We start from the raw sequence: 14841 nt of genomic DNA, 5'->3' as shown, positions 1-14841 counted from the left end.
TGAGCCTCCTCAGCGCTTTGCGCCCTTAGGAGTCTCACCTGTCCCGCTGCTCCCGCAGGAGTCTCACACCTTACGCTCCAATCAACTTTTCAACGAAGGGTCTTCAAAAAACATTCAAAAACAACAAACTATTAGAAAAGAGCTTGAAAAATAAAATATATTAGTGGCAGCCGCAACCGCCAGGTGAACATCCTTCTTGAGAACCTGTAGTTCCTTTAAGAAGATCTCCGCCTGTAGATTCAATAATCTCATCTGTAACTTTGTTTGAGATTGTATGTGAAACCATTTGCAGAATATCATTCACATCATTTTGTGACTGTTTAAATTCCTGAACGACAGGGATGCTGTCAAGTTCAGCCATAAGTGCGTCAATCTTTTCTTCTACTTCTCTAGAAGCTTCATGTTTTTGATAATGCTGAAGATTAACAGCTTGTTTTTGCAAGTTTTTAATTTGCCCCATTAATTTAGCAACGTTGACATTCGTGTTGATTTGAGCCTCAGCTTTCTTGAAAAATTCCACTTCTTCCGTTGTCGCGATCATTTTAGCAAGTTCTTTCGCTTTTCCTAAAATTTCTTCTTTAGTATAAGTTGTCATTAGCTTACCACCTCTGATTTTTCTACGATCAATTCTCCGCCAAGGTTCCATGTTTTAGCGTCAGTAATCTTAACTTTTACAATTTCACCGATCAAGTGTTTAGGAGCTTTAAAGTTTACTACTTTATTTGAACCAGTGTGACCGGTCAGCACATCAGGATTCTTTTTGCTTTCTCCTTCAACGAGCACTTCTACAACTTTTCCAATGTAAGCCTGGTTTTTGCGAAGTGAAATATCATTTAAAACGCTGTTCAAACGCTGAAGACGCTCACGTTTATCCTCCATTGGCACATTGTCTTTCATCTTTGCAGCCGGAGTACCTTCTCGAGGCGAATAAATAAACGTATACGCAGCATCGTACTCGACTTCTTTTACAAGGGTAATCGTTTCTTCAAACTGTTCGTCTGTTTCATTTGGGAATCCGACAATAATATCTGTCGTTAATGCTGCATTTGGAACAGCAGCCTTTATCTTATCGACAAGCTCAAGGTAGTGCTCACGTGTATATTTACGAGCCATTAATTTTAAGATATCACTATTGCCGTGCTGAACAGGAAGATGGATGTGATCGACGATATTTCCGCCTTTAGCAAGCACTTCGATCAAACGGTCATCAAAATCACGTGGATGACTAGTCGTAAATCGCAGTCTTGGGATATCAATCTTACGGATCTCATCCATTAAATCTCCAAGACCAAAGTTTAAGTCTTCGAAATCTTTACCGTAAGCATTTACATTTTGACCTAACAATGTAACTTCCTTGTAGCCTTCTCTCGCCAGCTGTCTAACTTCCTCGATAATATCCTGGGGATGTCTGCTGCGTTCCTTGCCGCGTGTATATGGAACGATACAATACGTACAGAACTTGTCACAGCCGTACATAATGTTAACCCAGCCTTTTACATTTCCTTTGCGTTTTCTTGGAAGGTTTTCAACAATGTCACCCTCTTTTGACCAAACCTCAACGACCATTTCTTTTGAAAATAACGCATTTTCAATGATTTGAGGAAGACGATGAATATTGTGAGTACCAAAGATCATGTCTACTTGAGGATAAGTTGATAGTATTCGGTTTACAACAGATTCTTCCTGAGACATACATCCGCAGACACCTAAAAGCAAGTTTGGATTGTTCGCTTTTGTATGTTTTAGATGTCCGAGTTCACCGAAAACTTTATTTTCAGCATTTTCACGAATCGCACATGTATTTAATAAAATTACATCTGCATCTTCTGTAGAATCTGTGACTTCATAACCCATCTCATTGAGTATGCCAGCCATAACCTCAGTATCATGTTCGTTCATCTGGCATCCGTAAGTACGAATATAGAACTTCTTCCCAACACCTATATTTTTTAAATTCTCAGGAATCGTGAAATCTTTTAAAATTTGAGTCTGCTCTTTACCGCGCTTTTTTGCGTCTTTTAAAGAAGGCGGAGTATAAGTAGTTTGAAAATATTGTGAGTAGTCTCTATTTTTATCTTTATTTATTGTTTTATTGTCTTTCGTATCCAAGACATTTTCACTCCTAACTGCCTTTACTGCATATTGCTAACTTATATCTTTCAATAAAACATGTATCTAACTGTAACATTATATCAAATAATTGGTTTTATTTAAACGTGAAATCCTTTTAGTTTACATAATGTTATTACGGTTAGCTTACAAAGTTGTTACAAACAAAAAAGAAGGATTTCTCCTTCTTTTTTGCATTGGCTTTTTTTTAAAAAAATTGTTGCTTAAAGTTCTTTTCAATTGCCTTCATTGACAAGTTGATTGGAGTGTAAGGTGCGAGACTCCAGCGTGCCAGCCACTTGAAAGTACTTCTCGAAAGGCATGCGACGAGGAAGCCTGCTCGGCACAGTTCCTTGTAGACGCAGGAGCACACAGCTTTCTTAAGGTGAGACTACTAATGGTGTAAAGCGCCAAGGAGGCTCACCGCACGCCCCGCGGAAAGCGAGCATTCTGGAACGGAAATCAACTACTTTCATGAGCAACAAAGTATAAGAAAACAGCTTTTACATTAAATAATCTCTAGTTCTTTTCCAGCCTTTTCAAATGCATCTAAGGCTGTTTGCAATTCTTCTCTAGTATGCTGTGCGGTTACGATTGTTCTTACGCGTGCTTTCCCTTTTGCAACTGTTGGGAATGCGATGCCTTGCGCGAATACACCATACTTTAACAATGTATCTGAAAGCTTATGCGCTAGAGCATCATCACCTACAAGCACAGGAGTGATAGGTGTTTCACTTACACCAGTATTGAATCCAAGTTCTTTAAGACCCGCTTTAAAGAATTTCGTATTTTCCCATAAACGTTCCATGTGTTCTGGTTCTTCTTCTAAAACATCAATAGCAGCAGAACTTGCAGCGATAACTGCAGGCGGATGAGAGGTACTGAAAAGGAAAGGACGTCCCTTATGGATCAAGTAGTCTCTTAAAGTTTGTGTACTTGCAATATACCCCCCAAGAACACCAATAGCTTTACTTAATGTACCGACTTGGATATGTACGCGGCCGTTTAAATTGAAGTGATCAATCGTCCCGCGTCCATTAGTTCCTAAAACTCCGCTTGCATGTGCGTCGTCAACCATCACTAGTGCATCGTACTTTTCAGCAAGTTCTACGATTCCAGGGAGTGGTGCGATATTGCCGTCCATTGAGAATACGCCATCTGTTACAACGATTCTTTTTCTATAATCCTGTGTTTCTTTTAACGCAGCTTCCAAATCTTCTAAATCTACATGCTTATAGATTCTTCTTTTTGCTTTTGTTAAACGGATTCCATCTATTATTGATGCATGGTTCAGTTCATCTGAAATAACGACATCCTGATCGGTCAGGATTGCTGAAAGGATTCCTTGGTTTGTTGAAAAGCCAGATTGGAATACAAGGCATGCTTCTGTATGTTTAAATTCAGCAAGCTTTTTTTCAAACTCTTCGTGCATAGAAAGTGTTCCTGCAATAGTACGAACAGAACCTGTTCCAACACCAAATTTTTCTACCGATTCTAACGCTGCTTGCTTCATTTTTGGATGACTTGTTAATCCTAAATAGTTGTTTGAAGAAAGCTGAATTACTTCCTTGCCGTTGATAACAACTTTAGAACCTTGTTCTGATTCAAGAGGTACGAGCTTCCTAAACGTCCCCTCTTCTTTCATATGGTCTAATTCTTCTTGTAAATATTCAAAACCTTTCATCACGATCAAGCCCCTTTCTAAGGAATTAGAACTACTTTTCCGCAATTGCCTTTTATCATTAAATCAAAACCTTCCTCAAATTGCTCCATTGGAAGAGTGTGGGTGATGATTGTTTCAGGATGCATGTTTCCAGACTGTAAAAGTCCAGAAACCTGCTGCCACGTTTCATACATCTTTCTGCCAGTGATCCCTTGTACTGTAACGCCTTTAAAGACAACATCATTTGTAAGGTCAATTTCAACAGGCTTAACAGGCAAACTTAGAATAGATACCCGGCCGCCGTTCGTAATCATTTTAAACCCTTGGTCGATAGCTACTGGATGCCCGCTCATCTCGCAGACAACATCTACACCATTCCCGTCTGTAAGCTCCATCACTTTTTTCACTGGATCTTCATCCTTTGGATTAATAACAGCTGTAGCTCCAATTTTTTTTGCTAAATCAAGACGGTATTCATTAAGGTCTAGTGCAATTACCTGGCTTGCTCCTGCAGCTTTAGCTACGTTAACCGCCATGATGCCTATCGGACCGCAGCCGATGACTGCAACTGTTTTCCCTGCTACATCACCAGCTAAAACAGTATGAACTGCATTTCCCATCGGTTCTTGAATAGAACCATGTTCAAATGGCATATCAGGATCATTCTTCCAGATGTTTTCTGCAGGCATCGCAACATATTCAGCAAAACAGCCATGAGTATCAACACCGATAATTTTAGTGTTTTTACAGATATGGAACTGTCCTTTTAAACATTGTGGACAAGAATGGCAAACAATATGAGTTTCTGCTGAAACATGATCACCAGCTTTAACATTTTTTACTGAACTTCCTACTTTTTCAACGACACCTGAAAACTCATGTCCGAAAACATAAGGTGTTTTCACACGGCTTTGAGACCATTCATCCCATGTGTATATATGGACATCCGTTCCGCAGATCGAAGTTGCTTTTACTTTAATTAATACTTCATCTTCCTTTATTTGTGGTATATCTACTGTTTCTAATCTAGCACCGTATCCCGCATGATGCTTAACAATTGCTTTCATTTTTCCTTCCAAACTGAACACTCCTCACTAAACATCAAATATCATATCCAACATCATTGTACATTTTAAAAATAGTGAGGTAAAGAGCAGTGTTCATGTCAGATGGACATACGCAGATACCCAAAAAAATTTAGAAAAAAATTTTAAATAAGGGCTGTTTTCGTACACATTGTTGCTATTTGAAGTTGTTGATTTCCGTTCCAAGATGCGCGCTTTCCGCGGGGCGTGCGTTGAGCCCCTAGGCTAATCAAGCCTGCAGGGGTGTCATCCTGTAAAAAATACTTAAAATCAACAATCTTTTAAAAATGTGCCTAAATTTATAAAAAAACCTCCTCCTAAAAATAGGAGGAGGCGATAAATTACATAAATTCTGTCATTAGCTGATTGAATTTTTCCTCTGACAGGTTCAAATCCATTTTTGCAAGAGCTTCTTTGCTGTAACCATGGGCAAGATCCTGATAAGAAGGCTTCACTTTATCCTGATAGATAATTCCTTTTACAAGACCTTTATTCTCCATCAATGTTTGCATAGCCATCATGCGATTTGAAGAGTCATAGTTTTCAATTGAGCTTAACGGAACCAAGTGCTCTTTGAACCAGTCATATGTGTTTACCTTATTGTATGTAACGCAAGGCGAAAACACGTTGATTAAAGAGAACCCTTTGTGATTAATACCAGCTTCAATAATAGAAGTAAGTTCCTTCAAGTCTGTCGAGAAACTTTGAGCAACAAATGTCGCACCAGCAGTTAAAGCAAGTTCCATAATGCCTATAGCAGATTCTACAGAACCTTCTGGCGTACTTTTTGTCTTAAAACCAACATCTGAACGCGGAGATGTCTGTCCTTTTGTCAGGCCGTAAATCTGGTTATCCATTACGATATATGTGATATCAATATTTCTTCTGATCGCATGTACCGTGTGACCCATACCAATCGCAAATCCGTCACCGTCACCGCCAGAAGCAATTACAGTTAAATCGCGGTTGGCCATCTTTACACCTTGTGCAATCGGCAGTGAACGTCCATGTATGCCATGGAAACCATAAGACTTAATATATCCGGAGATTCGTCCTGAACAACCAATTCCTGATACAACTGCAAGATTATCTGGTTCTAAACCGACATTTGCTGCTGCTCTTTGAATAGCTGCCTGTACAGAAAAATCTCCACAACCCGGACACCAGTTAGGTTTGATACTGTTACGAAAATCTTTGAATGTAGCCATATTAAACCAGCTCCTTGCATTTCATGACAACTTCAGATGGCAAGAAAGGATTTCCATCATATTTTAATAAACTCTTAATTTTTTCATGATGCCCAACATTCATTTTCAAGATGTTAGCTAATTGTCCCGTTGCGTTATTTTCAACAACGATTACTGTTTTCGCAGCGTCGATTAACGGTTTCATCTCATCAGCCGGGAATGGATGAATCAAGCGAATGTGCGCATGATTTACTTTAAACCCGTCAGCTTCCAGACGCGGCATCGCTTCTTCAATAACACCTCTAGTAGAATTAAAACCTACAAGAAGAATATCTGCTTCCGCGTGTTGTCCCTGCTTTACTACAGGAACATTGAAATTAAGGTTCTTTAATTTGCGCAGACGCTTATCCATCTGCTTTTGACGGTTAGCTGCTACTTCTGACGGTTTTCCAGTTTCATCATGTTCTACACCTGTAACATGGTGAATACCGTTTTTCATACCAGGAATTACACGAGGCGAGATACCATCTTCAGTAACTTCATATCGTTTAAAGTATCCGTCTTTATCATCCGTTTCAGGCAGTTCCTGATTTGTGTCAAGTTTACCGCGGCGAATTTCCACACGGCTGAAATCTAATGGTTCAACAGATTGTTTTCCAAGTGAAAGCTGAAGATCCGTCAGTAAAATTACTGGGCATTGGTATTCTTCTGCAATATTTAATGCTTCTACAGCATCATAAAATGCCTCTTCAACAGTACTTGGCGCGATAACTACCTTTGGAATTTCACCATGTGTACCGTAAATCATTGCCATTAAATCAGATTGTTCTTGTTTTGTCGGAAGTCCTGTAGATGGTCCTCCGCGCTGTGTATCAACTACTACTAACGGTACTTCAGTCATTCCAGACAGACCAAGTGCTTCCATCATTAATGAAAGTCCAGGACCTGCAGATGAAGTGATCGTTCTAACTCCAGCATAGTTTGCACCAATTGCCATCGTACATGCAGCGATCTCATCTTCTGTCTGAATAACTGTTCCGCCAAATTCAGGCAGTTTTTTGATTAAGTACTCCATAATCTCTGAAGCAGGCGTGATAGGATACGCTGCCATAAAACGAACCCCGCCCGCAACAAAACCTAATGCGATTGCATCGTTTCCGATCATGAACATTCTCTTTTTGCCGTCTGCTTTATTTAATTGGAAACCATCAATCTGGCCGCCTGATAATTCATTAAAATGATCTGCACCTTTTTGAATGGCTTCCATGTTCTTTTCTACTACTTTTGCACCTTTACGGGAGAAAATCTCCTCAACTACTTCCAAGTAGCTTTCAACAGGGAGACCTAATACAGCACTCGTTGCGCCGATCGCCACCATGTTCTTCATGAGAGAAGTTCCAAGTTCACTTGCAATCTCAGTAAATGGAACCGCATACAATCTGACATTCAGATCTTCTGGTACAGTAGGATTAAATTTAGAATCTCCTATTACAACTCCGCCATCGCGAAGTTCATGTACATTCACATCAATAGTCTCTTGATCAAATGCTATTAAAATATCAAGATCATCAGAAATAGAACGGGTTTCACTTGTGCTTACACGAATTTTATTGTTGGTATGACCGCCTTTAATTCTTGAAGAAAAGTGTCGATAGCTATAGAGATAATAGCCAAGGCGATTAAGAGCCATCGCAAAAATCTCACCTGTACTATCAATACCTTCACCCTGCTGTCCGCCAACTTTCCAGGAAAGTTGATCAATCATGTACTCCACCCTTTCAGTAACCCAAACGTTAATTTTGAGAAATTACTTAGTTTTGTTTATTGCATTCATGGTGATTTCAACGTTTTGATTCGTTAAATAAATTATGTACTAAACGTCTACAATTCTAGACTTAACTCAATAAAAATGCAAGTATTCGGCTGAAATTATTCAAACTATTTCAAAAACAGGTAAAACATGTAAGATCTGCAGTATTATTGTGGCCAATACAGTTCTTGTACTAATCAATTCTATTATATTTCTTTAAATTCCTCCATAAACAGCCCCTGTAAAAGTATTAAAACCACAAAAAAACCTGCTTACTTATTTTTAAGTAAACAGGTTTTTTCATTTCTTCATTATCGCGGTTCCACTATTAATTTAATTGCCGTTCTTTCTTCCCCATCAATTAAGATATCTGTAAATGCTGGTATACAAATGAGGTCTACTCCGCTCGGTGCTACAAATCCTCTTGCAATCGCTACGGCTTTTACAGCTTGATTTAATGCACCTGCACCGATCGCCTGTATTTCAGCGCCTCCTCTTTCACGGAGAACACCAGCAAGTGCACCAGCTACAGAATTGGGGTTGGATTTTGCTGAAACTTTTAATATTTCCATTGTTTTGAACCTCCTTCAGGATAGATACCTGTTCTACTATATTCATTGATCAAGGCTTGTATTCCTGCAGTAACAAATTTCCCGGCATCTTTATATAATATTTGTTCTGCTGAGTTGACCTTCTGAATAAACCCCGGTTATCTGTTTCCCTTAACATTGGCAGTTCAAACCTCATTGCAATTTAGAAATTTCTGAATATTACCCATAAAAATAAAAACTGGAATAGAAAAAAACAGGCTCAAAAGGTTTTTAAAAGCTTTTGAGCCTGTTCATTATTTCGCGTATTCTACTGCTCGTGTCTCACGAATAACCGTTACTTTGATATGTCCTGGATAATCCAGTTCACTCTCGATCTTTTTCGTTATATCACGGGCAAGTCTATAAGAAGCCACATCATCAATCATGTCCGGTTTGACCATGATACGAATTTCGCGTCCCGCTTGAATCGCAAAAGATTTTTCAACTCCATCAAATGACTCTGAAATCTCTTCAAGCTTTTCAAGTCTGCGAATATACGTTTCTAAAGTTTCTCGGCGGGCTCCTGGTCTCGCAGCTGATAATGCATCTGCTGCTGCCACAAGAGTTGCAATAATTGATGTTGGTTCTGTATCACCATGATGTGACGCAATACTATTGATAACTACAGGGTGTTCCTTATACTTTGTAGCAAGTTCAACCCCGATATCAACGTGACTGCCTTCAACTTCATGATCAATCGCTTTACCGATATCATGAAGTAACCCAGCGCGTCTAGCAAGATGTACATCTTCGCCTACTTCAGCTGCCATTAAGCCAGCTAAGTAAGCCACTTCTGTTGAATGTTTCAGAACATTTTGACCGTAGCTTGTACGATACTTCAAACGGCCAAGTATTTTTATTAAATCTGGGTGAAGTCCGTGAACACCTACTTCAAAAGTAGTTTGTTCCCCAACTTCTCGAATGTACTCATCCACTTCTCTGCGTGATTTTTCAACCATTTCCTCAATTCGCGCAGGGTGGATTCTTCCATCCTGAACAAGCTTATCCAATGCCATTCGCGCAATCTCACGGCGAATCGGATCAAAACCAGACAAGATAACAGCTTCCGGAGTATCATCGATAATTAAATCAATACCGGTTAATGTTTCAAGTGTTCTGATGTTTCGCCCTTCACGTCCAATAATTCTTCCTTTCATTTCATCGTTAGGAAGATTTACTACAGATACTGTTGTTTCTGCTACGTGATCGGCTGCGCAGCGTTGGATAGCCAGTGAAAGAATTTCTTTCGCTTTCTTGTCCGCTTCTTCTTTTGCACGGTTTTCCATTTCTTTTACCATCATCGCCAGTTCATGTGTCATCTCGTTCTCGGTTTCAGTCATAATGATTTGGCGGGCTTCATCCCTGGTAATACTGGAAATGCGCTCAAGCTCTCGTTGCTGTTCCTCCAGCAATTCCTCCACTTTGCTTTCAATCTCTTCAATTTGTCGCTGTTTTTTGGTGAGAGATTCCTCACGTCTTTCTAAAGATTCCTCTTTCTTGTCAAGAGTTTCACCTTTTCTGTCCAGGATCTCTTCTTTCTGAACCAATCGATGTTCTTGTTTTTGAAGCTCGTTTCGACGTTCGCGAATTTCGCGTTCTGCTTCGGTACGTAGCTTATGGATTTCATCTTTTGCTTCTAACAGCGCTTCCTTCTTGCTGGCGTCAGCATCGCGCTTTGCATCTTCAACAATTTGCGCAGCTGCACGCTCTGCGCTTGAAATCTTCGCTTCAGCAATTGATTTCCTAACAAGATATCCGACAATTGCACCGACACCTAATGAGACAAGCAAACTGGAGATGAATACTAAAAGACTCGGCATATTTCCACCTCCTCTTGCTTATTCTGCTTTTCTGCTTTTCATACTGCATTTCTTGGCGTCATACGTGTTACATGTGCTTTGCACCATTCATGTCGTACAAATTCTATACATATCTTTTAATTTCATAAGAAATCAAAATATATCTCCATTTTATAGGTGTGCTTATAGCTTGTCAAGAGAGTCAATCTTCTATAATAATAGGTTGACTTAAAAATAGCAAGGAGCATTATTTGCCTGTATTTGACGAAATTTCGCATCAAAAAAAAGGTTGTTTTCGCATGCTTTGTTGCTCTTGGAAGTAGTTGATCTCCGTTACAGATGCTCGCTTTCCGGGGGGCGTGCGGTGAGTCACCTTGGCACTTTGGGCCCTTAGGTGTCTCACCTGTCACACTGATCCCCCAGGAGTCTCGCGTCTTACACTCCAATCAACTAGTCAGTGATGTTTTTTAAGCAACTATTTATTAGAAAAGAACCAAATAAAAAAAGGCCAGTCGTTTGACTGGCCTTTTTTCTTACTATTCTGTCAACTCAAATTCTTCTTTTAAAGCCGGAGCTTCTGCTTCAGCTGCTTTTCCTTCTAACTGATAGTAGTTACGGATTTCAGCAACAATCGCTGCCGAAATTTCAGGATTTTCTTTTAAGAATTGCTTAGAGTTTTCACGGCCTTGGCCTAAACGCTCACCTTCATATGAATACCAGGCTCCGCTCTTTTGGACAATATCAATCTCTGAACCGATATCTAAAATCTCACCTTGATAAGAGATTCCTTCTCCGTACATGATATCAACTTCAGCCGTTCTGAACGGAGGAGCAACCTTGTTTTTCACAACTTTAATCTTCGTTTTGTTTCCGACAACGTCTTGACCCTGCTTAAGCTGTTCTGCTCTTCTCACCTCTAGGCGTACTGAAGAATAGAACTTTAGTGCTCTTCCGCCTGGAGTTGTTTCAGGATTACCGAACATAACTCCGACTTTTTCACGGATCTGGTTAATAAATACTGCGATCGTTTTGGACTTGTTAATTGCTCCTGATAGTTTACGCAAAGCTTGAGACATCAATCGAGCTTGAAGACCTACGTGAGAGTCTCCCATTTCCCCTTCAATTTCAGCTTTTGGTACTAGAGCAGCAACAGAGTCAATGATTAAAATATCAACCGCTCCACTTCGAACAAGTGCTTCAGCGATTTCAAGCGCTTGCTCCCCAGTATCAGGCTGTGACAATAACAATTCATCTATGTTGACACCAAGTTTTTGTGCATATACAGGATCCAGCGCGTGCTCAGCATCAATAAATGCAGCTTGTCCGCCGTTTCTTTGTACTTCAGCAATGGCGTGAAGTGCAACAGTTGTTTTACCTGAAGATTCCGGACCATAAACTTCGATTATTCTGCCGCGAGGATAACCGCCGATTCCAAGTGCAATATCCAAAGCAATGGAACCACTGGAAACAGTTGAAACTCTCTGATCTGTCTGTTCACCCAGTTTCATAATTGAACCTTTACCAAATTGCTTTTCAATTTGACGCAGAGCCATATCTAAAGCCGCTTTTCTATCGCTCATCAAAATTCACTCCTCTAATTTGTATCTTCATTTATTTTTAATTCATTAATTCCTTTGTTAACTACTTTTCTATCATATATCTTTTTTCTCATTTTGCCAATCATTTTACGAACATTTATTCGATTTTTTTATTGATCTTCTTTGACCAATTGATTTAATAAGTATAATCCATGTTTAACTGTCTTTTCACGAATACTCTTCCTTGTTCCTGCAAGTTTTATAGGGAAGACCCTTGTCACCTGCGGTCCTGCAACGCCAATAAATACTGTTCCAACAGGCTTTTTTTCTTGTTGTTCTGGTCCTGCTACACCTGTAAAGCTGATCCCATAATCTGTTTTTGCGGTGTTTTTTATATGTTCCGCCATCCATTCAGCACATTCTTCACTGACGGCACCGTGTTCTTTAATTAAAGAATCGGGTACGCTTAGCAAGTTTTTCTTTAATTCATTTGAATATGCAATTATACCGCCTTTAAATACAGCTGAGGAACCTGGCTGATCTGTCATAATACTTCCGAACAGACCGCCTGTTAAACTTTCAGCTGAGGCAACAGTAGCATTTCTTTTAAGCAATGAATCCATTGTTTGTTTTTCCAGCGTATCATTCTCATACCCATAAAAGAAAGCAGATGTTCTTCTCACAATCTCAGACTCTGTTTCATCCAGCAGTTTTTTTGCTTCTTCTTGATTGGTATGTGCAGCTGTCAGACGGATTGTCACTTCATGTTCAGAGGCTAATGGAGCAATTGTAGGATTCGTTTGTTTTTCAATCAAATCAGAAAGCTTTGTTTCTAGAATCGATTCACCAATGCCAAAAAACTTCAAAACACGTGAATATAATCTAGTTTGCACATCCATCTTTGAATGCAGAAAGGGAATGGCATATTTTATGAACATTGGCTTCATCTCACTCGGAGGTCCAGGAAGCAATAAACAGGTAATCTCATCTTGTGTAAATGCCATGCCAGGAGCCATTCCATTTTCATTAGGTAAAACTATGGCATCCTTAATAATAAGGGCTTGTTTCTTGTTGTTTTCAGTCATTTCCCTATTTGTTTGTGCAAAGTAATTTGTTATATAACGCAAAGAAGTCTCATCATGAACCAATTCTTTATTGAAAAGTTTAGCAATCGTCTCTTTTGTAAGATCATCCTTTGTCGGTCCCAGACCTCCAGTGAAAATAAGAAGGTTTGAACGTGAACACGCCGTTTTAACAGCAGAAGACAGCCTTCTTTCATTATCTCCGGCAACCGTGTGATAAAAAACATTCACCCCTATATCAGCTAGATTTTTGGAAATAAATTGAGCATTGGAATTTACGATTTGGCCTAAAAGCAGTTCACTGCCTACTGCAATAATTTCTGCGTTCATCTCAACCACTCTCCCTGATTATATCTTCAATGAATTTTAGTTCAACTTTGTAAAAGAAAAGATTACATAATAATTATAGCTTGGTTTTTAATTTTTTCTCTTAGGAAGAATAAAAAAACAGGAGTGTTCCTCTCCTGTTTTTCATGATTTACTTTGATTTTAGTAAAATGTGTTTGCTGTTCACAAAATATTCCCATCCGGAATAAAGCGTAATTAAAGTAGCAAGCCATAAGCTTATTGTTGCAAATGGAAAACCGATCCATGCAAAAGGAAGATTATGAAGCAACAGAGCGGATATTGCAATGATTTGTATCCACATTTTTAATTTCCCCATCTGACCTGCTGCAATAACCTCTCCCTCAGCAGAAGCGACAGCTCGTATACCAGTTACTGCGAATTCCCGGCTAAGGATAACGATAACCATCCAAGCTGGAGCTGCACCTAGTTCAACTAAACCAATCAGAGCAGCAGAGACCAGGAGTTTATCTGCAAGAGGATCTAAAAACTTTCCTAAGTTTGTTACTAAGTTGTATTTACGTGCATAATAACCATCTACCCAGTCTGTACTGGATGCAAATATAAAGATTAGCGCTGCAACAAAATGGGTCACTGGTAACTTTTCTCCTGCAATTGTCCATGTGCCCCAATCGAATCCGCCTAAAAGTACGATCATAAATAGCGGGATTAAAAAAATTCGAGATATTGTTATCTTGTTAGGTAAATTCAAAGCAAATTCCTCCAAAATACGGTCAACGTCTTAGTTAATTATTGTGCCTTTTTAATAACAATCTTTTGGTGAACTAAATCAGAAGCCGGTACAGGATAAGTGAATGGTTCACCGTTTATTTTTATAGATGTTACATGGGATGCACCAATATTTAAAGTAACCTCTTTTGCAGAAGTTAAATCAAAAGTTTTTGTTTCACCTTTTTTAATCTGACTATCAAAATGACTTTTGCCGGTTTCATCTTTAATACCTACATAACTAGGCCCAGACGCTGTCAGATCAATAACGAGCTCGTTTCCATCAGACATCTCATATGTTGTTACTTTGCCGGTTGTCTGAAGCTTTGTCAATTTTGGTGCTGTAGATTCTTCTTTTTCAGCCGGTTCTTCATTTTTTGGTTCTTCTTTTTCAGCTTCTTTTTTGGGTTCTTCTTTCTTTTCCGGTTTGTTTGCATCCGCATCTAATTCTACGGATTTTACATCTTCACCGCTTTTGGCCTGATCATTTCCATCCGGCAGCAAAAATTTCCACACAAAGAAAAGAATCGCAATAATTAACAATCCGATAAGTAAAATCGGGATTAACCGCTTTAAAAAAGAATTCTCTTCGTTAACAGATGAGCGTTCTCTTTTGGACCGGGGTTCAAATTCTGTTGTTGTTTCTTTAACTGCCTGCGGGATTTCATGAGCATATTCATCAAAAATCGTTTCGTAGTTTAATCCAACTGCTTCACAATAATTTTTAATAAAGGCCCTAGCATAAAAAGTGCCTGGCAGCACATCATAGTTCCCCACTTCAATCGCAGCTAAATAACGCTTTTGTATCTTTGTCGCTGTTTGAAGTTCTTCAAGTGACATGCCTTTTTCTTCACGCTTTTCTTTCAATAGTTTTCCTAGTTCTGTCAACCTTCCCACCCACTTA

The 14841-nt window shown here is 39.2% G+C and carries 12 protein-coding genes; all 12 read right to left on the bottom strand.

Translation table 11 applies throughout. The features are described from left to right. Window positions 1-160: 160 nt before the first annotated feature. The 12 genes from ACFQ4X_RS06855 to ACFQ4X_RS06800 all read right to left on the bottom strand — a co-directional run bounded on the left by ACFQ4X_RS06855 (window position 161) and on the right by ACFQ4X_RS06800 (window position 14825). A complete protein-coding gene (locus ACFQ4X_RS06855; protein WP_379833915.1) occupies window positions 161-595 on the bottom strand; it encodes a RicAFT regulatory complex protein RicA family protein in 435 nt (144 codons plus the stop codon). After that, entirely contained in the window at window positions 595-2109 is a 1515-nt protein-coding gene (miaB, locus tag ACFQ4X_RS06850) for a tRNA (N6-isopentenyl adenosine(37)-C2)-methylthiotransferase MiaB (RefSeq protein ID WP_379833913.1), read from the bottom strand. Before miaB ends, ACFQ4X_RS06855 begins: the two co-directional genes overlap by 1 nt. Window positions 2110-2617: 508 nt before the next feature. After that, complete coding sequence (locus ACFQ4X_RS06845; RefSeq protein ID WP_379837070.1) at window positions 2618-3793, bottom strand: glycine C-acetyltransferase; 1176 nt, start codon at window positions 3791-3793, stop codon at window positions 2618-2620. Between the two features lie 17 nt (window positions 3794-3810). Continuing rightward, window positions 3811-4851, bottom strand: coding sequence for an L-threonine 3-dehydrogenase (gene tdh / locus ACFQ4X_RS06840; RefSeq protein ID WP_379833912.1), 1041 nt, complete (start codon window positions 4849-4851; stop codon window positions 3811-3813). A gap of 347 nt (window positions 4852-5198) precedes the next feature. Next, complete coding sequence (locus ACFQ4X_RS06835; RefSeq protein WP_066289611.1) at window positions 5199-6065, bottom strand: 2-oxoacid:ferredoxin oxidoreductase subunit beta; 867 nt, start codon at window positions 6063-6065, stop codon at window positions 5199-5201. Window position 6066: 1 nt separating this feature from the next. After that, a complete protein-coding gene (locus ACFQ4X_RS06830) occupies window positions 6067-7809 on the bottom strand; it encodes a 2-oxoacid:acceptor oxidoreductase subunit alpha (RefSeq protein ID WP_379833910.1) in 1743 nt (580 codons plus the stop codon). Between the two features lie 356 nt (window positions 7810-8165). Continuing rightward, on the bottom strand, window positions 8166-8426 hold the full coding sequence (spoVS, locus tag ACFQ4X_RS06825; RefSeq protein WP_010193268.1) for a stage V sporulation protein SpoVS: 261 nt from the start codon (window positions 8424-8426) through the stop codon (window positions 8166-8168). A gap of 272 nt (window positions 8427-8698) precedes the next feature. Continuing rightward, on the bottom strand, window positions 8699-10264 hold the full coding sequence (gene rny, locus ACFQ4X_RS06820) for a ribonuclease Y (RefSeq protein WP_379833908.1): 1566 nt from the start codon (window positions 10262-10264) through the stop codon (window positions 8699-8701). A gap of 515 nt (window positions 10265-10779) precedes the next feature. Beyond that, window positions 10780-11823 carry a recombinase RecA gene (gene recA / locus ACFQ4X_RS06815; protein WP_379833907.1) on the bottom strand — a complete coding sequence of 348 codons (1044 nt, stop codon included), beginning with the start codon at window positions 11821-11823 and terminating at the stop codon, window positions 10780-10782. A 128-nt stretch (window positions 11824-11951) separates the two neighbouring features. Next, window positions 11952-13193: a competence/damage-inducible protein A gene (locus ACFQ4X_RS06810; RefSeq protein WP_379833905.1), complete on the bottom strand. Its 1242-nt coding sequence runs from the start codon at window positions 13191-13193 to the stop codon at window positions 11952-11954. A gap of 148 nt (window positions 13194-13341) precedes the next feature. Then, complete coding sequence (gene pgsA / locus ACFQ4X_RS06805) at window positions 13342-13920, bottom strand: CDP-diacylglycerol--glycerol-3-phosphate 3-phosphatidyltransferase (protein ID WP_379833904.1); 579 nt, start codon at window positions 13918-13920, stop codon at window positions 13342-13344. Window positions 13921-13958: 38 nt separating this feature from the next. Further along, window positions 13959-14825 carry a helix-turn-helix domain-containing protein gene (locus ACFQ4X_RS06800; protein WP_379833902.1) on the bottom strand — a complete coding sequence of 289 codons (867 nt, stop codon included), beginning with the start codon at window positions 14823-14825 and terminating at the stop codon, window positions 13959-13961. Window positions 14826-14841 lie beyond the last annotated feature (16 nt).

Origin of the sequence: Fictibacillus halophilus (assembly GCF_042680145.1) — a bacterium.
GTDB classification, from domain to species: Bacteria; Bacillota; Bacilli; order Bacillales; family Fictibacillaceae; genus Fictibacillus; species Fictibacillus halophilus_A.
This window is presented reverse-complemented; position numbering and strand designations above follow the sequence as displayed.